The sequence below is a fragment of the Desulfuromonas sp. genome, from assembly GCF_002868845.1.
GTDB lineage: Bacteria > Desulfobacterota > Desulfuromonadia > Desulfuromonadales > BM501 > BM501.
This window is the reverse complement of the sequence record NZ_PKUB01000018.1, coordinates 16310-36789: the sequence shown is the minus strand read 5'-3', so window position 1 is coordinate 36789 and position 20480 is coordinate 16310. Positions and strand designations below refer to the sequence as shown.

At 61.3% G+C, this 20480-nt stretch carries 15 protein-coding genes and 1 pseudogene; 5 read left to right on the top strand and 11 right to left on the bottom strand.

Annotated elements, in window-relative coordinates:
- Positions 1-56: 56 nt before the first annotated feature.
- From C0617_RS05245 to C0617_RS05210, 9 genes and pseudogenes are all read right to left on the bottom strand, one after another.
- Entirely contained in the window at positions 57-791 is a 735-nt protein-coding gene (locus C0617_RS05245; RefSeq protein WP_291315963.1) for a hypothetical protein, read from the bottom strand.
- A gap of 118 nt (positions 792-909) precedes the next feature.
- A pseudogene (locus C0617_RS17025) lies at positions 910-1075 on the bottom strand (hotdog domain-containing protein); the annotation flags it as partial.
- A 29-nt stretch (positions 1076-1104) separates the two neighbouring features.
- Positions 1105-2253, bottom strand: a complete 1149-nt coding sequence (locus tag C0617_RS05240; protein WP_291315962.1) for a TIGR04283 family arsenosugar biosynthesis glycosyltransferase — start codon at positions 2251-2253, stop codon at positions 1105-1107.
- A 183-nt stretch (positions 2254-2436) separates the two neighbouring features.
- Positions 2437-3606, bottom strand: a complete 1170-nt coding sequence (metK, locus tag C0617_RS05235; protein ID WP_291315961.1) for a methionine adenosyltransferase — start codon at positions 3604-3606, stop codon at positions 2437-2439.
- A gap of 96 nt (positions 3607-3702) precedes the next feature.
- Positions 3703-4773, bottom strand: a complete 1071-nt coding sequence (locus C0617_RS05230; RefSeq protein WP_291315960.1) for a M42 family metallopeptidase — start codon at positions 4771-4773, stop codon at positions 3703-3705.
- A 260-nt stretch (positions 4774-5033) separates the two neighbouring features.
- Entirely contained in the window at positions 5034-5684 is a 651-nt protein-coding gene (locus C0617_RS05225) for a histidinol phosphate phosphatase domain-containing protein (RefSeq protein ID WP_291315959.1), read from the bottom strand.
- Positions 5685-5693: 9 nt separating this feature from the next.
- Positions 5694-7025 carry a tRNA (N6-isopentenyl adenosine(37)-C2)-methylthiotransferase MiaB gene (gene miaB / locus C0617_RS05220; protein WP_291315958.1) on the bottom strand — a complete coding sequence of 444 codons (1332 nt, stop codon included), beginning with the start codon at positions 7023-7025 and terminating at the stop codon, positions 5694-5696.
- Between the two features lie 106 nt (positions 7026-7131).
- On the bottom strand, positions 7132-7641 hold the full coding sequence (locus tag C0617_RS05215) for a PH domain-containing protein (protein WP_291315957.1): 510 nt from the start codon (positions 7639-7641) through the stop codon (positions 7132-7134).
- Positions 7638-8951 carry a M48 family metalloprotease gene (locus C0617_RS05210; RefSeq protein ID WP_291315956.1) on the bottom strand — a complete coding sequence of 438 codons (1314 nt, stop codon included), beginning with the start codon at positions 8949-8951 and terminating at the stop codon, positions 7638-7640. The genes C0617_RS05215 and C0617_RS05210 overlap by 4 nt, the downstream gene beginning before the upstream one ends.
- A gap of 225 nt (positions 8952-9176) precedes the next feature.
- On the opposite strand from C0617_RS05210, the gene typA reads away from it, so the two are divergent.
- The 4 genes from typA to amrA all read left to right on the top strand — a co-directional run bounded on the left by typA (position 9177) and on the right by amrA (position 13704).
- Positions 9177-10988, top strand: coding sequence for a translational GTPase TypA (typA, locus tag C0617_RS05205; protein WP_291315955.1), 1812 nt, complete (start codon positions 9177-9179; stop codon positions 10986-10988).
- A 398-nt stretch (positions 10989-11386) separates the two neighbouring features.
- The gene (locus C0617_RS05200) at positions 11387-11557 is read left to right on the top strand and encodes a hypothetical protein (protein ID WP_291315954.1); all 171 of its coding nucleotides are present in this window, start codon (positions 11387-11389) and stop codon (positions 11555-11557) included.
- A gap of 319 nt (positions 11558-11876) precedes the next feature.
- Positions 11877-12980, top strand: a complete 1104-nt coding sequence (locus tag C0617_RS05195; protein ID WP_291315953.1) for an NADH:flavin oxidoreductase — start codon at positions 11877-11879, stop codon at positions 12978-12980.
- Positions 12981-13149: 169 nt separating this feature from the next.
- Positions 13150-13704 (top strand): AmmeMemoRadiSam system protein A, encoded by a 555-nt coding sequence (amrA, locus tag C0617_RS05190; protein WP_291315952.1) that lies wholly within the window; start codon positions 13150-13152, stop codon positions 13702-13704.
- 95 nt (positions 13705-13799) lie between these two features.
- Here the strand turns inward: amrA and C0617_RS05185 are convergent, their stop codons facing one another.
- Together C0617_RS05185 and C0617_RS05180 are read right to left on the bottom strand one after the other, a co-directional pair.
- Positions 13800-15938, bottom strand: a complete 2139-nt coding sequence (locus C0617_RS05185; protein WP_291315951.1) for an EAL domain-containing protein — start codon at positions 15936-15938, stop codon at positions 13800-13802.
- A 250-nt stretch (positions 15939-16188) separates the two neighbouring features.
- Entirely contained in the window at positions 16189-16764 is a 576-nt protein-coding gene (locus C0617_RS05180; protein ID WP_291315950.1) for an energy transducer TonB, read from the bottom strand.
- A gap of 430 nt (positions 16765-17194) precedes the next feature.
- Between C0617_RS05180 and C0617_RS05175 the strand changes: the two genes are divergently transcribed.
- On the top strand, positions 17195-20422 hold the full coding sequence (locus C0617_RS05175; protein ID WP_291315949.1) for a hypothetical protein: 3228 nt from the start codon (positions 17195-17197) through the stop codon (positions 20420-20422).
- Positions 20423-20480 lie beyond the last annotated feature (58 nt).

Sequence of the window (20480 nt, the reverse complement as noted above, 5' to 3'; positions counted from 1 at the left end):
AAAAGGCGGAGCACGCGATCCGCCTTTTCATGAATTACATGTTCTTACCCGGAGCCCTAGAACAGAGACAGGTTGACCGTGTGGATTCTCCCGGTATCGACCTCCCGGAGCTGCAATCTCAGTGCGCTGGCCGTGGGCGCTTCCCCCGGGAAGAAAAGGAATCCTCGACCGAGGCTGCCCGGCTGCACGGCCTGATTCACCAGAGACTTGTTGGCCAGATCGCGGGATATCTGCCGGCCGGCCTCCTCGGAGGACCCCTCCTGACTGCCGCCGATCACGGCCCCGCCGGCGCCGCCGACAGCGGCACCCTTTGCCGTGCTCGTCCCGACGTTCTCGCCGGTCAGGATGCCGATAGCGGCACCGACCACGGCGCCGCCGGCCGCGCCGAGCAACGACCCCTTGCCGGCCCCCTTGGCAATACGGGCATATTCAGAGCTGCCCTCTACCCGCTGATAAGCGGTCCGGCTGTCAAGAAGGTTCCACAAATTGCCCTGATTATCGATCAGGAACGTCTGCTCTGGCACTACGGTCAGGCTGTGGGGGCCTGCGTTGTCCATGACAACCTGGACCGGCAGTAGTCCCGCGCTTCGGATATCGAAACCGAAGGCCTCCTTGGCGGCCGCCTTGTCGGCATAAGGCTGGGCGCCGATCTGGGCCCCAGCGGCGGCCTGCATGTTGGGATAAGCGGCCGGGAGACGGAAGGAGACCTCCTGGCTCTTGTAGGAGGTGCAGGAGAGGATCAACAGGGAGGCACAGAAAATGACCGCAACGAGCAGGGTGTGCTTTTTCATATCGAGGGCCCCTTTTGTAATAGCGTTGAATTCTTTCCTCTACTCTAGCACACCGGCCCTCGTCGGCAACACCCCGCCACCCTTCCGGGAATGCCGAAAACTCATTAAGACTAATGGGTTATCCAAGGTCGGCCGCCCCGGCCAATACGATCAGGGTCGCCGTGCCGTGAGCGACGAGTTGCCCCTGCCTGTTTTCAACACTAACGGACAAAGAGGCGGTACGCCGGCCGAGGTGAAGGAGCTCGGAGCGTGCCACAAGACGCTCCCCGAAGCCTGCCGGGCGCNGCGTTGGCCGATTCCATGGTCGCGGGTTTCATTCCCCCTCCTCGTCCTTGTTCTCGACGTTGACCGACCGCGGGGTCGACTTCGCCGCGCCCGCTTTCCTTCCCATAGTGCCCTCCACCGCCAGGGCATAAAGATGAGCGCAGCAAAACCATATGCGGGTCAGCAATGCGGCGGCCGCCCTCCCCGGAGGATGGTCGGTCAACCGCTCAAACCACGGTTCGAAGGCATCCAGTACGGAAGTCCGCCCCTCTCCGGGAGGGATTCCCTTCCGGAAATTGCGCCGCACATCGAAAAAAAAGGCGATCTGCCACGCGTTGGGCCGCACATAGCCACCGGTGCGATACCAGATGAGAAGTCGCTGGCGCAGGGGGAGGGATTTCAGAATTTCGCGGAATTTCCGTAGAAAGGGAAGCAGCCGGAGCCGCTCGGTGCGGCCCTGGCTTCGATAGAGACCAGGGAGTTCGGCAAGGCATGCGGTCCAGCCGATAAAGACTGAATTCATGATCAGCGCGTTCAGCACCTGCCTCTCGAACAGCCCCTCGGCCTCGAAGCGTCGGGCGGAGGTCGAGATTTCCAGGGGCAGGAGCACCCAGGCCCCCTCCCGGCGGATCGTCTCGGCCAGAAGAGTGTCCTCAAGGAGCCCCAAATCGGAATCGAACGGGCCGACGTCCTCAAAGAAGGAACGTCCCATCAGAAACCCCTGGTCGCCGTGGGTGCAGCCCGGCCTGTCCAGACACGCCTTGGCTTCGTAATAGTAGTAAGAGAGGGAGGGAGAATCGCCAAGCCTTGAAAAACGGAGGGGGAAATGACCCGCCACCCGGCGGCTTCCGCGCAATTGACACTCCTGCTTCAACGCCGCCAGGCCGGTCGCCAGGGCCTCGGCCCTCTCGAAACGGGAGTCAGCATGAAGAAAGAGCAGGTATTCCCCACGGGCGATTGCGACCCCTGCGTTGAGCTGCCGGGCCCTGCCCCGTTCGGAGCGAAGGATGCGAAAAGGAAAATTCGCCTGCGCCGCAAGACCTTCCAACGCCTCCAGGCTGCCGTCGTCCGAGCCCCCGTCAACGGCGACCACCTCGAAGGCCACCCCCCGCTGGGCGTCCAGGCTAGCGACCAGCGCCGGCAGGGTGTCACGCTCGTTGAGGACGGGAATAACGATACTGAGAACGGGTTCGGCCACGTCTTGCCCTTTTCAGGAGGTTACCGCCCATCCTAACCGCCTGAAATCATTCCCGCAAGACCTTCAAGGTAATTCTTTATGTTGGGCCGGCCGATATTTTTTCAGCCAGAGAAGAAAACAGAATAAAAAAAGGGCGCCCCATATCGGTTCGCCCTTTCGCATTGCAATTCTTTTCTTTTGGCCCTACAGCCCGGCACGCGCCTTCAGCGACTCGGCCCGATCGGTCCTCTCCCAGGTGAACTCGGGGAGTTCTCGCCCGAAGTGGCCGTAGGCCGCGGTCTTGCGATAGATGGGCCGCAGCAGGTCGAGAACCTGGATGATCGCCGCGGGGCGCAGGTCGAACTCTTCCTGGGCGATGCGGGCGATGTCGTTGGAAGGGATCTTCCCCGTGCCGAAGGTGTTGATCATCACCGAAACCGGCTCGGCCACACCGATAGCGTAGGCGAGCTGCACCTCGCACTTATCGGCGAGGCCGGAAGCAACGATGTTCTTGGCGACATAGCGGGCCATGTAAGAGGCGCTGCGATCGACCTTGGAGGGATCCTTGCCGGAGAAGGCGCCGCCACCGTGGGAGCCCTGCCCGCCGTAGGTGTCGACGATGATCTTGCGCCCGGTCAGGCCGCAATCGCCCATCGGCCCGCCGATCACGAAGCGGCCGGTAGGGTTGACGAAGTACTTGGTCCTCTCGTCGAGCAGTTCGGCGGGAATGACCTTTTTGATAACCTCCTCGACAATCCCCTCCTTGAGGGTCTCGTAGGTGACCTCGGGAATGTGCTGAGAGGAGACGACCACCGTATCGACGCGAATCGGCTTGTCGTTGATGTATTCGATGGAGACCTGGGACTTGCTGTCGGGACGCAGGAAGGTCAGCAGACCGCTCTTGCGCACCTCCGCGAGGCGCTGGGTGAGCTTGTGAGCGAAGGTGATCGGCATCGGCATCAACTCGGGGGTTTCGTTGCATGCGTAGCCGAACATCAGGCCCTGGTCACCGGCGCCCTGCTCGAGGAACATCCCCTCCCCCGCGGTCACTCCCTGCGAGATATCGGGCGACTGGCGATCGACCGAGGTGATGACGGCGCAGGTCTCCCAGTCGAAGCCCATGGAGGAGTCGTCGTAGCCGATCTCCTTGATGGTCTGGCGCACGATCTCGGGATAGTCGATGCGAGCGTTGGTGGTGATTTCCCCGGCGATCATGGCCATTCCGGTGGTCACCAAAGTCTCGCAGGCGACGCGGGATTTGGGATCCTGGGTCAGGATGGCATCGAGGATGGCGTCGGAGATCTGGTCGGCAACCTTGTCAGGATGCCCTTCGCTGACGGACTCGGAAGTGAAGAGAAAATCGGTCATGGCCATGAAATCGGCTCCTCCTAAGAAAGATTTCGTTTTATTCCAAGCTAAACAATCTAGTGGGAACCCGGGCTTTTGTCAAGATTTTCCCAGCGATAGACGCTAGTTGGGGATGAAGGCCTGGCGACTTTCGATGCGGTAGAGCAGTCCGGTCAGCAGACGCACCGTATTTTCAAGATCGGCAAGACAGAGGAGCTCAACCGGCGAATGCATGTAGCGTAGCGGAACGCTGACCAGCGCCGTGGCCGCCCCCCCGCGGGAGACCTGCATGACGTTGGCGTCGGTGCCCGTGGCCCGGGGCGCGCCGGCGACCTGGAAGGGGATCTCCTCCTCCCGGGCGACGCGCAGCAGCAACTCGAAGAGGGCCGGGTTGATGTTCGCCCCCCGGGCGAGGATGGGGCCGGCGCCGACCTTGGTCTCACCGGCCTCTTTTTTGTCAATGTCGGGCACGTCGGTGGCGACCCCCACCTCCACGGCGATCCCCACGTCGGGGTTGACCCCGTAGGCGCTGGTGGTCCCGCCGCGCAGGCCGAGTTCCTCCTGGACCGTGGAGACCCCATAGAGCTCAACGGGGGCGGGACCGCGGCGGCGGACCTCCTGAAGGATCCTGGCCACGATGAAGGCTCCCATCTTGTCGTCGAAGGCCCGGGAGGTGACCCGGTCGCCCTGCAACCGCTCGAGGCCGACGGCAAAAGTCGCCGGGTCGCCGACGGCCACGATTTTCTCCGCCTCTTCCCGACTGGAGACACCGATATCGATGAACTGGCTCTTGAACTTGACCACCGTCTCGCGGTCCTTGGGATCGATGAGATGAATCGGCTTCTTGCCCACCACCCCCAGCACGGGCCCGCCGACAGTGTGAACGGTGACCCGCTGACCCGGCACGAGGTGGGCGTCCACCCCCCCGATGGGGGCGAAATAAAGGAACCCGCCCTCGTCGATGTAGCGGATCATAAAGCCGATCTCGTCGCAGTGACCGGCCAGCATGACCCGGGGCAGGTCCTCGCCTTGGCCCCCGATGCGGGCAATGACGTTGCCCATCACGTCGGTGCGCACCTCGTCGGCGACACCGCCCAGCTCACGTCGCACAATGCGCTGGGCAGGCTGTTCGAAGCCCGAGGGGCTGGGGGTCTCGACGAGTTCCTTGAAAAAGGCGAAGTCCTTGTCTTTCACGGGGAAATTCCTCCTGGAGGATTGAGTATAATTCGATATCAGAAGAAACCGGGTCCGCAGCCCTCCCTCACGCAGAGGCGCAGAGAAAAGCTATTACTGGGTCTGGATCCCAAGATCCTTTTCCTGTCAGGTAGTTCAAAAAAAATCGGCCTCTCGCCCGTTCGCTATCGCTCACTCAAGTCGCAAAGCCGCAAAGTAAAACTTTGAGACTGGGGTTTTTTGCCCTTCTTGGCGTCTTTGCGGTCTTGCGTGGGGCGGGTTCAGCCCTGGGCCTTGCGCACCAGTTCCTCGGCGTTGCGACGGGCCTGCTCGAACTGCTCCTCCGTCATTCCCGCCCCAAGAGCGACCAGGCGGGCGGTCTCCAGGGAAGAAAGGTCGCCTGGGCTGTGACTGTCAGAGTTCACCACCAGTTTGGCGCCGGCCTCCAGGGCGACCCGCGCAACGTGGCCGTTGGTCAGGCTGTGCCCCTTGCGGGTGGTGATTTCCAGGCAGATGCCGCGCTTTGCCGCGAGAGCGGCCTCCTCGGCGCTGATCAGGCCGGGGTGGGACAGGATGTCGATGTCGGCCTCGAGGGCCGCCCGGTTGGTCCCGGGAGCGACGGGCTCGACGATCGTCTCGCCGTGGCAGACCACGATCCGCGCACCGAGGGCCCGGGCCTCCCGGGCGACCCCGGCGATCATGGACGGGGGCACGTGGGTCAGCTCGATGCCGGGCAAAACGGTCAGCCCCCATGCCGCGCCGAGATCGGCGACCACCTTCACGATGCGGGGGATGATCAGGTCGATATTGGAGGGATCCCCGTGGTCGGTGAGAGCGATCGCTCGGTACCCTGCCACCGCCGCACGCCGGGTCAGCTCAGCCGGAATCAGCTCTCCGTCGCTGAAGATCGTATGAGTGTGCAGATCGATCATGGTGCCTCCTCAGGCCGCCTCTCCCAGTTGGGAGTTGCGGAAGTCGGTGGTGATGCGGACGGGAACGACCTGGCCCACGAGTGTCTTTTCCCCCTGGAAATTGACGATCCGGTTCCAGGTGGTGCGCCCGAATATCTGGTCTCCGCCCTGACGGCTCTCCCCCTCGACCAGCACCGGCAGAACACGGCCCACGTCCTGGGCCCAAGTCTGGCGGCTGATCTTCTCCTGCAGGGCGAGCAGCCGATCGAAGCGGTCCTGTTTCGCTTTCGCCGAGAGGGAATCGGGCATCTGAGCCGCCGCGGTTTGGGGCCGCGAGGAATAAAGAAAGGAAAAGACGTCGGCGTAGCCCACCTCCTCCATCAGCTCGAGAGTCGCAGCAAAATCGTTCTCGGTTTCCCCGGGGAAACCGACAATGATATCGGAGGTCAGTCGAATCTGCGGGCAGGCCGCCTTGAGGCGGGCGACCTTGGCCAGGTAGTCCTGGCCGGTGTAGCCGCGGTTCATCATTTCGAGAATCCGGTCCGACCCACTCTGGACCGGCAGGTTAATGTGCTTGCAGAGCTTTTCCAGGTCGCCGAAGCAGTCGATCAGTTCATCGGAAAGGTCCCTGGGGTGGGATGTGGTGAAACGGATGCGCTCGACCCCGTCCACCTCGTGGACACGGCGCAGAAGATCGGCAAAAGAGACCTCGCCGGGCTCCTTGCGGCCGTAGGAATTGACATTCTGTCCGATAAGGGTGATCTCCCGCACCCCCCCGGCAGCCAGTTCGCATACCTCTGCGAGAATCTCGTCGCTGGGCCGGCTGACCTCCCGTCCGCGCACATGAGGCACGACGCAGTAGGAGCAGAAGTTGTCGCACCCCTGCATGACGGTCACAAATCGGGAGACCGTGTCCCCCACGGCCCTCTTCGGAAAGAGTTGCAGACGGGTCTCCCGGTCGAGGAACTCCGTCTCGATCCTGCGTACCCGGCGCCCCTCGACCTCCTGCACCATGTCGGGGAGCTTGTGAATGTTGTGGGTGCCGAAGACCAGATCGAGGTAGCGCACCTTCTCCAGCAGGCGTTCGCCTTCCTGCTGGGCGACGCACCCCCCCACCCCGAGGATCAGACCGGGGTTGCGGTCCTTAAGGGGCTTGAAGCGGCCGAGGTGGCCGTACACCTTGCGCTCGGCCTTGTCCCGAATCGAGCAGGTGTTGAGCAGGATCAGGTCGGCCTCATCGGCGGCCTCGACCTGCCGATACCCGATGCCCTGAAGCAGGTCGACGATCCGCTCCGAATCGACCACGTTCATCTGACACCCGAAGGTCTCCAGGTAGAATTTCCTGTTCGTTTCCCTGTCCACTCGGAATAATTCCTTCTCTTTAGGGTCAAAAGTGAAAGGGTAATCAACAGGAAGGGCAAAAGTCAAACCAAAAGGCCCCGCGGAAGGGCCAGAACGGGGGAATTCATCAGATATAGAGCTCCCGGGGCATGGCTTCCTCGACCAGGTCGGTCATCTTGCGGGGGTACTCGATACAGCAAAGAACCAGGGTGAGCGGCGGTGTTCCGCCCCGAACCCGCACCGTCCCGAGGTGTTCTCCCAGGGGGTTGAGCCGAAAACCGGTCACCTCGCCCAAGGCAAGGCTCCCCAGGCGCCGGCGGAAGAGCCCCCTCTGGACGAGGATCCTCCTGTCGGTCACGGCGTAATAGACCCTCTCCCATTCCAGGCGGGCAACAACCAGGTGACCGAAGGCCATGTATATGGAAAGAAGCAGAAAAGGTATCGGGATCAGTGGATAAAGCCGGGAACCGTAGTCACGCCCCAGTTCGATGCCTGCCCAGGTCCACCAAAGACAAATAGCCAGCAACAACAGACCGAACAGTGAATGCCGCCAGTTGCGGAATGAATAGCAGCGCGGTGCCGGACGCCCCTGCCAGCGCACCTCCTCCCCGGGATCGAGGTGGACGGACCAGTTCATCGACCTCCCTCCAGGGCCCGGCTCCGCTCAGCGGCGGCCTGTCCCATCTCGCCCCTGGGATCGGCCTGGGCCACGGCCCGGTACAGCTCGAGGGCCTTCTGCACCTGGCCCTCTTTTTCGTAGGCCTGGGCCAAGAAAAACGCCCCCTGCATGGTCGGCAGGAGCTGCATGCTCGATTCGAGTTCGCGGACCGCCTGCGCGGCCTGGCCCCGTTGCAGCAGGACGTATCCGAGCCCGAGCCGAGACTGGTAGTACTTCCCACCGAGTTGAACGGCCCGGCTGAGGTGAATGCGGGCCGAGTTGAGATCATCGGCCTTGAGATAGGCCAGGCCCAGGCCGGTGAGGATCAGGGACTCGTCGGGCGCCGCGGCTGCGGCCTGCAGATAGGTGGCGATGGCTTTGTTCAGGTCGCCTTCCTGCTCCAGGCGGCGGGCCTGGTCGTAGATCTCGTACCCCCCCTTTGCCTGGCGCAACCGCGCCGTCGCCGATTCAAAGGGCTGGCGCAGAAGAGAATAACGCTCTTGGGTCAGGGCCTGGGGATAGGCGCTTCGGATGTAGTCCTGGTTGTCCAGCATGCGATCCTTGGAGAAGGGATGGGTTCGAAAAAGTCCCGTCAGCCACATCGGCTCCGCACCGCCCTCGAGCTGCCGGTAAAAGTATTCCTGGACCTGGACCGCTCCCAGAGGGTTGTAACCGGCCTGGACCATGTAGTCAATGCCGAGCTGGTCCGACTCCCTCTCCTGGCCGCGGCTGTACGAATTCTCCAACAGCCCGGCGGTCAGCTCCCCGGCCTGCTGGGCCAATGGCCCGTAGGCGGTGTTGCCTGCGACCCCGGAGAGAACCGCCAGGCCCACGTTGAAGAGGGTTCCCCGCTGCAGCCCCTGCACGGAATGCCGGGCGGTGACGTGACCGACCTCGTGACCGAGCACCGACGCCAGCTGGGCCTCGTTCTCCAGGTTGCTCAGAAGCCCGCGACTGATGGCGATAAACCCTCCGGGCAGGGCAAAGGCGTTGGGCGAAGAGTCGTTGACCACCGCAAAACGATACGGCAAGTCGGGCCGGTGGCTGAGCCTGCCCAGGCGTTCACCGACCCGGTTCACATAGGCGCTCAGCTGGGGGTCGGGATACTCCCCCCCCATCTCCTGCACAGCCTGGGGGAAGGCCTTCTCGCCGAGGGCGATCTCCTGGGGAGTGGACACCGATACAAGTGACAGTTCCTGCTTGCCGGTCACCGGATTAACGGCACATCCGGCCAGGACAGCGAAACCGCCGATCAGCAATACGGACAGCAGACACCGGAAGAAACGCATGGCGAAACTCCTTGGCAGCAGTGGAAGGTTTCTCGACTGTAAAAGATTATAGGGCATTGCCCGGCCGCGCAAGAGTGTTCGGTCGATTTGAAAGCCCTCCCCCTCTTCGACAAAGACAGCCGGCTATTTTTTTCTGGCCTTTCATTCGCATTCTGACATATAGTCGTAAGGTTTGCCGGACGGAGGATCTCCCCCGTCCAATACCACCATAGGAGCTTTACCCCCATGCCGCAAAACATACGCAACATCGCCATTATCGCCCACGTCGACCACGGCAAAACCACCCTCGTGGACGCCATGCTCAAGCAGTCCGGCGTGTTCCGGGAGAATCAGGTCATTACCGAGCGGGTGATGGACAGCAACGACCTTGAGAAGGAGCGGGGAATCACCATCCTCTCCAAGAACCTCTCTATTCACCACGGGGGGCTCAAGATCAACATCGTCGACACCCCCGGCCACGCCGACTTCGGCGGAGAGGTGGAGCGGGTCCTGAAGATGGTGGACTCGGTCCTGCTGCTGGTCGACGCCTTCGACGGGCCGATGCCCCAGACTCGCTTCGTGCTCAAAAAGTCCCTCGATCTCGGCATCCGGCCGATCGTGGTCATCAACAAGATCGACCGCCCCGGCGCCCGGCCCGAGGAAGTCGTGGACATGGTCTTCGACCTCTTCTGCGAGCTCAACGCCGCCGAAGAGCAGCTCGACTTCCCCGTCGTTTACGCCAGCGCCAAGCAGGGCTTCGCCAAGCGCGAACTCGAAGACGACTCGGTCAACCTCGAGCCCCTCTTCAAGATGATCGCCGAGCGCGTCGCTCCCCCGGAGGCCGACCCCGAAGCCCCCTTTCAGATGCTGGTCACCACCATCGCCTACAACGACTATATCGGCCGCATCGCCACCGGGAAGATTTTCAACGGCCGGATCCGGGCCGGGGAGACGGTCGCCCACGTCGACAAGGACGGTACCGTCAAAAAGGGACGCATCAGCAAGCTCCTCGGCTACGAGGGGCTCAACCAGGTGGAACTCCAGGAGGCCGTCGCGGGGGACATCGTCACCATCGCCGGCTTCGAAGAGATCAGCATCGGCGAGACCCTGGCCGCAGCAGACAACCCCATCGCCCTGCCCTACCTCGCCATCGACCAGCCGACCCTGTCGATGAACTTCATGGTCAGCGACTCCCCCTTCGCCGGCAGAGAGGGGAAGTACGTCACTTCCCGCAACATCCGGGATCGCCTGATGAAGGAGTTGCGTACCAACGTTTCCCTGCGGGTCGAGGACACGGAGACCACGGACACCCTCAAGGTCTCCGGCCGCGGGGAGTTGCACCTGTCGATCCTCATCGAAAACATGCGCCGCGAGGGGTTCGAACTCTCCGTCTCCAAGCCCGAGGTCATCTTCCGGGATATCTACGGCGTCCGTTCCGAACCGATGGAGTACCTGGTCATCGACGTCCCCGAGGAGCACCAGGGGACCGTCATCGAAAAACTCGGCACCCGCAAGGCGGAGATGGTCTCCATGCAGCCGATGGACGGCACAAATCGCCTCGAATTCGTCATTCCCGCCCGGGGACTCATCGGTTTCCGGACAGAGTTCCTCACCGACACCCGGGGAACCGGCGTCATGAACCACACTTTCCACGAGTACGCTCCCTACAAGGGCCCCATTGCCGGACGCAAGAACGGCGTACTGATCTCCATCGACACCGGTGACACGGTCTCCTACTCCCTGTTCAACCTGCAGGACCGCGGGACCCTCTTTGTCGGTCCCGGAACCGCTGTCTACGAAGGGATGATCATCGGGCAGCACGCCAAGGACAACGACCTGGTCGTCAACGCCTGCAAGGGCAAGAAACTGACCAACGTCCGCGCCTCCGGAACCGACGAATCGACCAAAACCTCGACCCCGACCACCCTCTCCCTGGAGCAGGCCCTGGAATACATCGCCGAAGACGAACTCGTCGAGGTCACCCCCGAGTCGATTCGACTGCGCAAGAGGTACCTCGACGCCACCGAAAGAAAGAAAAGAGAAAAGAAAAAGCCTTGATCCCGGCCGCGCCTTGGAACATGAAAAGCCCCGATTTTCGGGGCTTTTTTTTTGTTGACGTTGTTTTAAACCGGAAAGCGAAAAAAAAGTTTATTTTTTTTGCGCGCTTTTCACCACTTACCACGAAATTCGAAGGGTTAAATCATAATACCGGTTTATAGGGTCGAATAATCAATGGTTTCAGCCAGTTAACGTTTTCCCGCCTCCCCCTTGTGGGTATTTTTAACGTATACAATAAACAGTCGGTATGTACAACAAAACAAAATAGGCATAACAAGCTGTTTTTAAAAGGGTTTTAGGTTTTTTTGTCCTTGCGCTCCGGAAATGTGCCTAGTATATTCATTACAAGTTATAGGGAATATCAACAGAGTGGCACACAAAAAACACGGAGAACGGTCATGGAATGCCCCATCTGCAAGAGAAAGAATCACGTAGAGATCGACACACATTCCGACGGCTTTGCTGAGAACCTGCAAGAGTGCGGTGACTGCGGGGCCCTCTGGACCAGCAAGGAGGGCAAGGAGATCATCGTCCACGGAGCTACCCAGCTCGCCGCATCCAACAGCTGAGACCAAGAGCACGCATCCTAATCGTCATCCGTACAGCGGCCATCCTGAACCACGGCTTTCGGTGCGGAAGGGGCTCCCCCCAGAGGGAGCCATTGCATCGCTCGCGCCTTTTCCGTCGGCGAAAGAAAGTGCGGCCCCGATTGAGCTTACCCTGACGCCCCGGGAGAACCCCGGGGCGTCTTGTATTTTCGGGCTTCATGATCGAACCCCCATGGCTAACCCTAGAGGTTCTCCCCTTTACGGCCGTATCGCCCGAAGGAGTGGCGCTCCGGCATGAACCATGGTATGAATCAAAGGACGATCGCCGCAGGGAGAGACCATGAACAAGACCCTTTTCGATACCGTCGCCATCGGCACCCTGAAAATGGCCAACCGTTTCGTGCGGAGCGCCACCTGGGAGGGGATGTGCGAACCCGACGGAACCCCCACCCGGCGGCTGGCCCAATTCTACGCCCGACTGGCCCGGGGTGGAGTCGGCCTGATCATCACCGGTTACACCTTTGTCCGCCCCGACGGCAAGCAGCTGCCGGGAAAAATGGGGATCCACTCCGACGCATTGATTCCAGCCCTGGCCGCCCTTCCGCATGCCGTTCACGAGGCCGGAGGGCGCGTCTTCTGCCAACTCGTGCACGCCGGAGGCCAGACTTCCTCCAAGACCATCGGCACAACGCCCCTGGCCCCCTCATCCGTTTCCAATCCCAATTTCCCCGAAACCCCACGGGAGCTGTCTGAAGAGGACATCGCCGCCCTGGTCGAGGCCTTCGCACAGGGGGCGCGCCGGGCCAAGGAAGCAGGTTTCGACGGAGTACAGCTCCATGGTGCCCACGGCTACCTCATCAACCAGTTCCTTTCCCCTCTGACCAACCGCCGCAGCGACCGATACGGCGGTTCGCTTTTAAATCGCATGCGTTTTCTCGAAGAGACTTTCCTGGCTGTGCGTCGGGCCGTCGGTCCCGGCTACCCTGTCACCATCAAGCTCAACGCTGCCGACAACCTCCCGGGCGCTCTGGAGATAGACGACAGCGTTCGGGTGGCGATTCGCCTTGAGGAGATGGGCATTGATGCCATCGAGGTCAGTTCAGGCACCGCCGCCTCGGGGGATCTCTCCCCGGTGCGCCAGGGAATCGAAAGCGAGGAAAAAGAGGCCTACAACGCACCTTTTGCCCAGAGCATCAAGAAGAAAATCAACATCCCGGTGATGGTCGTCGGGGGTCTGCGCTCCTGCTCGGTCATGCAGAATCTCCTGCGGGACGGCGTCGCCGACATGTTCGCCCTCTCCCGCCCCCTGATCCGCGAACCTGACCTCGTGTCGCGTTGGCGGCAGGACCCGACCCACCGTGCCACATGCACCTCCTGCAACGGGTGCTTCCGACCGGGTCTCAAGGAAGGAGGAATATACTGCGTCCTCGACCGCAAGGGCTAAAAGTACCTTGGCCCGCGAAAGCCGGCGCCCCTCCCATCGTCTTGGGAAACATGGCTTTTCTCTGCCTTCCCGTTCCCCGCTAAATTCCTTGAAAATCTTCTCGAATCCGACTATAGTGTGTCCGCTTCCCCGCCAGAGATGCGAAGTATAATGCTTTCCAGGAGGCTCCGTGGAAAAAGCTCTGACCGCCAAGGAAAAGACCATTCTGCTTTCCATCGCCCGCAAGGCGATAGAAACCCAGGTTCAAACCGGCCAGGAATACGTGGAGCCACGCGAGGAAAAAGCCCTCAACATGCGTAACGGCTGCTTTGTCACCCTCAAAAGGGATGGTGAACTCCGAGGCTGCATCGGCAACTTCCAATCAGAATTGCCCCTCTTTCGCGAAGTCGCAGAAATGGCCGTGGCTTCGTCAACAAAAGATCCTCGGTTCTACCCTTTCAAGGACGAGGACCTTAAAGATTTCACCATCGAAATCTCTGTCCTCTCACCCTTGACCAAAGTAGAGAACGTCGAAGAGATCGAGGTGGGAACCCACGGGATATACCTGGAAAAGGGGTACTACCGCGGGGTTCTTTTGCCCCAGGTCGCCACCGAGCATGGTTGGGACCGGGAGACCTTTCTCATGCAAACCTGCATCAAGGCCGGCCTGCCTACCGACGCCTGGCAGGCCGAGGATGCCGAAATCTATACGTTCAGCGCCCAGATATTCGGGGAAAAGGCCTGACTTTTCTCTGCGCCAATCGCACCGAAAACAAAAAAAAGAGGAGGCCGCCAACCCGAAGGGTTTGGCGGCCTCCTCTTTTTCAATATGTTTCCCCCCTAGGACACCCGGAACGGACAAACCCCCTCCCGAGCCAGGCCTTCCTGAAGCAGGCGGGTAAAGTCCTCCCTGGCCAGGGGCTTGCTGAAATAGAACCCCTGCATCTCGTTGCAATCCCTGGCAAAGAGAAATTCGAGCTGTTCCCTCGTTTCGACCCCCTCGGCGATGACCTTCAAATCGAGACTCTTCCCCATGACGATAATGGCCTCGACAATCGCCGCATCGTCTGAACTGGTGGTGATGTCTCTGACGAAGGACTGGGCGATCTTGATCCGATCGAAAGGGAAATTCTTCAGATAACTGAGGGAGTAATAGCCCGTGCCAAAATCGTCGATAGAGAGGTGGATTCCCCTCACCTTCAGATCGGTCAGAACCTCGATGCTTTCCGCCGCGTTCTCCATGATGATGCTTTCGGTCAACTCCAGCTCCAGGAACCCGGCATCGAGCCCGGTCTCCATGATGACCTCCTCGACCAAATCGACGAAATTGGGCTGTTTGAATTGAAGTCCGGAGATATTGACGGCCAGCCGTAACGGCGGGAAGCCCTGTTCCTGCCAGGCCTTGGCCTGGGCGCAGGCGGTTCGCAGAATCCATTCCCCAAGGGGAACGATCAGCCCCGCCTCCTCGGCCAGGGGCACAAAGGTGCCTGAGGAGACGAACCCCCTCTCCGGATGTCGCCATCGAACCAGGGCCTCCATCCCGATGACCTTGCCCGTACTCAGTTCCATCTGGGGCTGATAATGGAGGAACAGTTCGTCCCGCTTCATGGCCCCGCGCAGGTCGGTCTCGAGTTTGAGCCGCTCCATGGCCCGGATGTTCATCTCCTCGGAGAAGAACTGGTAGGTGTTTCGTCCCCGCTCCTTGGCCACGTACATGGCGGTATCGGCGTTTTTGAGAAGATGGTCGACATTTTTTCCATCCATGGGATAGAAGGCAATGCCGATACTCCCGGTGCTGTATACCTCCCTGCCCTCCAGTTTGTGGGGCAGGGCCAACTCCTGGAGAAGGTTCTGGGCGAATCCGGGCAGGCCCTCGGCGTCCTTGACGCCGGACAGGACCATGACGAACTCGTCCCCCGCCAGGCGGGCCACCGTGTCGCTCTTGCGAACCGCATCGCGCAGGCGTCCGGCCACGGACTTGAGCAGCTTGTCCCCGAAGGGGTGCCCGAGGGTGTCGTTGATGTCCTTGAAACGGTCCAGGTCGAGAAACAGGATCGCTACGACTTCCTTGCTCCGATCGGCCTGAGCCAGGGTCAGGTTCAGGTGGTCGTGAAGGAGGGTCCGGTTGGGCAGGCCGGTCAGGGTGTCGTAATAGGCCAGCTGCTGGATCTCGTTCTCGGCCCGCTTGCGGTCGGTGATATCCCTGGAGACGTGCACCACCTGCAGGACCCGCCCGGTCTCGTCCACGATGGGCGAGGTGGACACCTCCACATATTTGGTCCGTCCACCCGCGCCCCGATGGATATGCTCCACGGAGGCGTACTGGGCCTTGGCGGCCGTATCCATAAGCGGGCAGAAGTGGTCGGGAAGGGCGCAGGGGGTGTCCCTGTCATGGGTGATCTCATAGCAGGTCTTGCCGATGACCTCCTCGGCCTTCATCCCCAACTCTTCCAGGAAGACCCGGTTGACCCCGACCAGCCTGTAATCGCTGACGTCGATGATGCTGACCGCATCGTTCATGCTGTCGATGACGGTCTTGGAAAATTCGTAAGAACGCTTGAGGGCCTCCTCGGTGGCGCGACGCGCGGTGATGTCGCGGAAAATCCCCCGTGAGGACACGGGCCGTCCGTTTTCAAAGGAAAAATTAACACTCCCCTCGACGGTGATCGTCCGCCCGTCCTTGGTCTGGAAATTGGCCTCCATGCGTGCGGTCTTTTCCACGGACAGCAGGCTCTCGAACGTAGCCATGCAATGGTCGAGGCAGTCAGGGTGAATGATATCCATGACCGAGAGCTTGGAAGTTTCCTCTTCACTGTAACCGAGGGTTTCCCGCCACGCCCGGTTGGCGTAGAGGATCGTTCCATCGGGAGCAACACTCTGAATCAGGTCGCTGGCGTTTTCGAACAGATCCCGGTAGCGTGATTCGCTTTTCTGAAGGTCGCGGGTGTATTTTTTGATTTTGAAAAACCAGAATCCCAAGGAAAACCCGGCCAGCCCACCGACAAGGACAGGAATGATAAAGTTACGGCCGGAAACATCGACTCTCAGGACAAAGATATATTGAAAAGTTGCAAGGAGGCAGACGACCAACGCACCAACGACGCAGGAAAGCCCGATCTGGAACAACTCGTTTCTTCGTTTTTGGCTTTCGAATGAAGTCATTTCGATATCAATGCGCAACAGGTCAGGGGAAAGACTCAAGGGCTAAGAAATTGCACTCATTGCAGCATCAACCACCCCGCCTCAACTCGAAACGGATCGGCAACCGCACCACGCTGGCCACCGGACGCTTGCCCTGCAGGGCAGGACGAAAGCGCCACCGACCAACTGCGTCGAGGGCGGCACGGTCGAGAACCGCGTAATCAGAGTGCTCTTCGACCCAGGCCTTGGAGACCCGGCCGTCATCGCCAACCTGGGCCCGAATCCAGACCTCCCCCTCCCAGCCCCTCTGCCGGGCAATCGGCGGATAGGCCGGCGGAGCGTTTTGGCCAGGGACGATTTGAGCCTCGACCAGAACCTGTCCTTCTCCTGCGGAAGAACCCCCGTCATCCCCCTCGGGTGGGGAACCGGGCCGGTCAACGCTCTCCCCCTGTTCACTGGCATTGCCCGGGGAGGCCGCCTTGGCAGGCAGAGACATTGCGCCAGACTGTTCGTCCAAGAACCCGGCGGAAGGGACGGGCAGACTGGAAACCTCTTCTTCGACCGCCCCCCCCGATCGTTCCGACAGGACCGCCGGAATCGACTCTACAGGGGCTGAGACGGCCTCCTTGCTGGTTTCGGTGGCATCCTGCAGTTTGGACGCCACCGTTAAGGATACCTTCTTGGCGGGGCCGGGAACAACTATATTGTTCTGCCGGGCGACAGAGTCAACCGGCATGGGTCCCACGCCGGGTTCGGGGTCAATGGATGGGGAAGCGTTCCCGGGGGTCACCTCGATGAGGCCCACCTCAAGGGGCAGAGGCGTTCTGTCCCAATCATGAGGAATCCTGTAAAGGAAGACCAAGACCACCAAATGAAGGCCGAATGAGGCGAACATCCATATTCCAAGGGACTTTCCTCGCATGCCGACCGATCTCTCCCCCATACCGTGACGACTTTTTTATACGCCGTAGAATCCGGCCGGTCAAGCATTAGTCCAAAAGACGGAAGAATTCTTAAACACGACCAATCTTAAACCTGCTGAATCTTTTCAACAATCATGGTATATTCCAATCTTTTTTAATGGAGGATACTCAATGGAATGCCTTTCCCTGCGCTCGCTTCCCGCTGCCGGCACCCTGCTCAAATCGCTGAACCATCGTCTTTGCCTGTCGCTTCTTCTCGCCCTTTTCCTCGGAGCCTGTGGCGGCGGAGGAGACGGCACTGACTCGAGGCCCGGTGCCCTTTCCCTCGCGGGAACCGTCGAGGACGGGCCTATCGCAGGAGCGATCGTTCGAATCGTTGACACCGATACGGATGAAGTTTCACGCCTCTGCGGCCCCAGCGGTACGGGGCGCTGCGAAACGAAAACGGGTCCCCATGGCGCTTTTTCCTTCGAAATGGCTGAAGGGGCGAGCCTCGAACCCCTCGAAGTTGTCGCCACCGGCGGCCTGGACACCGAAACCGGGGCCGACTTCACCGGGATCGCCCTGCGGTCGTCCCTGGCCCACTTTGCAGGACTGGAGGAGTCCATCACGGTAACTCCGGCGACCTCCCTCCTGGCCGCCTCGCTTCACAGCGGGGAGAGCCCCGCAGAGGCGGAGCAGCGTATCCGTTCGTGGCTCGGGCTGAAAGCCGGAATGGCTCTCGGTGCATCGCCGTCGAGCGATCCGGAACTGCTCAAACGCTCCCTGCTCCTGAGCCGGTTGGCTCTGGAATTGAGACAGGTGGGGATAGCCGACCCCCTGGCGCACCTCGCCCGGCAGGCGGGGGAAGAGCCTCTGGTCACCGGAACCGGGTCGCTTGACCCCGGCCTGCTCGCCGATCTGGGCCTCGATGACGCCCAAATCCATTCGGCGCAAAAGCTCTACAGCGCTCTCTGCGGCGGAAGCCAACTCTCACCGGCGACCATCTTCAAACAAGCGTCGATCGCCTCCGGCTTTGCCGACGCCCTCGGCAGCCTACTGGAAGCCGGCCCCGGCAGCAGCCTCTCCGAAGAGACCCGCCTCGCGGTCGATGAAAAGTCAGACCTCATTGCAGACATGGTTTTGACCGCGGCGGCGGAGAAGACCATCCCCCTCGACGGCGTCGCGCTACAGCGCATTACCCGCTATGTCCTCTTCAGCTACGGCCTATCTTCCCTGGAGTGGCTGGAGGCGGAGCCCGCCGACTTTTCCGCACTTCTGGTCAAGGAGGAAAATGGCCTTCCCGTCCCCCTGGAGGCCGACCCGCAGATCGCATCACTGGCGGAGACGGATACCCTCTACAGCAGCGCGGAGCCCCTGCTGCTGCACGAGATTCCCGGTGACGACAACGCCAAGCGCCTCGCCTACTACTACGGTTCGGACCTCTCCCACCTGTACCGGGCCGAGCAGTTGACGGCCATGGTGTTCGACGACGCCGCCAACGACCCCATCATGCGAGAGGTCGCCGGGGGCAAGGCCCAGGCGGGTCTCCTTGACGAGGCGGCATCCCTCATCGCGACCCAGATCTACCAATCCCAGGTCCGTGCCGATGCCTACCGGGATTTGGCCAAGAGCCTGAGGGACTTCGGCAGGCCCATGGAAGCGGTCGAGGCCCTCGACCTGGCCTTTGCCCTCTACCTGGACATCATCGAGGCCAAGGGCAAAGCCAGCGTCGGCAAAGATGATATTTTGAACCTTCAATTTCTGGGAGCCGATTTTCGCAGAGCGGGCGCTCTTGAGAGGACCGAGGAGGTCCTTAAATACATCGAGAGCCTGGTCCCTTATCTCGGCACCTACACAACCTACAGCCGCCTGCTGACCGGGACCCTGAAAGTCCTCGATGCCCATCTGGAAGATGGGGACCTCGCAGGCGCCATGCCCCTGCTCGACTCCCTCTACGCTTATGCTCTGGAGACCCCCCCCAACGAGTCCAAGGGCAAGAGCTACTACGGGCTCAAGACCTTCTACCTCCTGGAAACGGCCGAGCGCTTCGCGGACCTGGGTGAGTCTGAGGTCGCCCTTGAAATCTGCGACCAGCTCATCGCCATCCGGGAAGATGACGGCCTGGAAGGGCTCACCTTGGACGCCACCTGGGTCTATGTGCCCGCCCTGGTGGAACTCCTTTACCGGGCCGGCGAGGCTGAAAGGGCCTTCGCCCTGGCCGAAACCATCCCGGACACCTATGTCAACCAGTTCGGTTCTACGAGGAACGGCACCAGTTACCAGACCAAAGCCTACAAACTGGTGGCCACCTATGAGGCCCTCATCTCCGGCTTCGACGCCGCCCTGGTCATCGTGAACGAACGCCTGCCGGCCGACACGGACAAGATCGAGGCGCTGACCTATTTCGCGGTCAACAAGGGAGCCGAATACATCGCCCTGGCCTACATCCTGGACGGGGAGTTCGCCCTGGCAAAACGGGCGCTCGACGCGGCGACCCAGCTTCTTGCGACCCTGGAACCTTCCAGCGACAAGGACAGGTATGTCCAATTGATCCAACAGGGCTATGCCAAGGTGGCCGACCTCTACGGGGAGATCGGGGAGAGCGACATTGCCGCCGAGTTGCTGGCCCGGGGCGAAGCGGTCCTCGGCGAGATGGCCGAGCCCGAATACCTCGTCAAGGGATCTGCGGACCTCGCCCTCGTTTACGACCTCCTCGGCCACTATTCGACGGCGGCCGGCCTGATGGAAGGAGCGTTCGTTGCCGCCGAGAGTTTCGGTTTGGGGGCGAGCGCGGAGGACGGAGCCGAGCTTTTCGAGGTCCTGGCACGGGCCTACCTGGAGATGGAGGACTTTACCGGGGCGGAGGCCGCCATCGAGCGCTTTGCCGATCGGTCGATGGCGATCTTCGACGAGGGGACGGACTACACCGGCGACGACCATGACGACCTGGCCGAGGACGAGGTCGACAATCTTCTCGACGCGGCCCGGTACATGGTCCAGGCGGGCAACCGGGCCGGGGCCCTGGCGATCGTGGACGCCGCGCGCGACACCGCCGACCAGATCTTCGTCGAGGCCACCCGGATTGAAAAATACGTGGACGACAAAAAAGACCATATCGTCGGCGGCTACGCTGACGCCGGAGACATGGAACGTGCCCTGGATCTGGCCAACGCCATCCCCTACGCCGAGGACCGCTACCTGGCCATCCAGGCCATCGCCGAGGCCTTCGCCCAGCAGGACGCCTTCGCCGACACCTGGGTGGCCAACGTCGACACGGACGGGGACGGCCGGCCCGACTTTTTCAACCCCCTCGCCTCCGAAGAGGACATCCTCGCCTCGGGCCTCGAACTGGACGAAGACAGCGACGGGGACGGCATCTCCGACGCGGAGGACCTGCGGCCCCTCTTCGCCGACTGATGCCCCCGTCTCCCCGCTTTGCATCCCTGCCTTTCTGGGCGGCCCTGGCATGGGGGGC

Bases quoted from the DNA above. Each gene is read 5' to 3' on its own strand.
- metK (WP_291315961.1), bottom strand. From the start codon at position 3,606: ATGGCCATGACCGATTTTCTCTTCACTTCCGAGTCCGTCAGCGAAGGG.
- C0617_RS05225 (WP_291315959.1), bottom strand. From the start codon at position 5,684: ATGATCGATCTGCACACTCATACGATCTTCAGCGACGGAGAGCTGATT.
- C0617_RS05210 (WP_291315956.1), bottom strand. From the start codon at position 8,951: ATGCGTTTCTTCCGGTGTCTGCTGTCCGTATTGCTGATCGGCGGTTTC.
- C0617_RS05215 (WP_291315957.1), bottom strand. From the start codon at position 7,641: ATGAACTGGTCCGTCCACCTCGATCCCGGGGAGGAGGTGCGCTGGCAG.
- C0617_RS05195 (WP_291315953.1), top strand. From the start codon at position 11,877: ATGAACAAGACCCTTTTCGATACCGTCGCCATCGGCACCCTGAAAATG.
- C0617_RS05200 (WP_291315954.1), top strand. From the start codon at position 11,387: ATGGAATGCCCCATCTGCAAGAGAAAGAATCACGTAGAGATCGACACA.
- C0617_RS05245 (WP_291315963.1), bottom strand. From the start codon at position 791: ATGAAAAAGCACACCCTGCTCGTTGCGGTCATTTTCTGTGCCTCCCTG.
- typA (WP_291315955.1), top strand. From the start codon at position 9,177: ATGCCGCAAAACATACGCAACATCGCCATTATCGCCCACGTCGACCAC.
- C0617_RS05175 (WP_291315949.1), top strand. From the start codon at position 17,195: ATGGAATGCCTTTCCCTGCGCTCGCTTCCCGCTGCCGGCACCCTGCTC.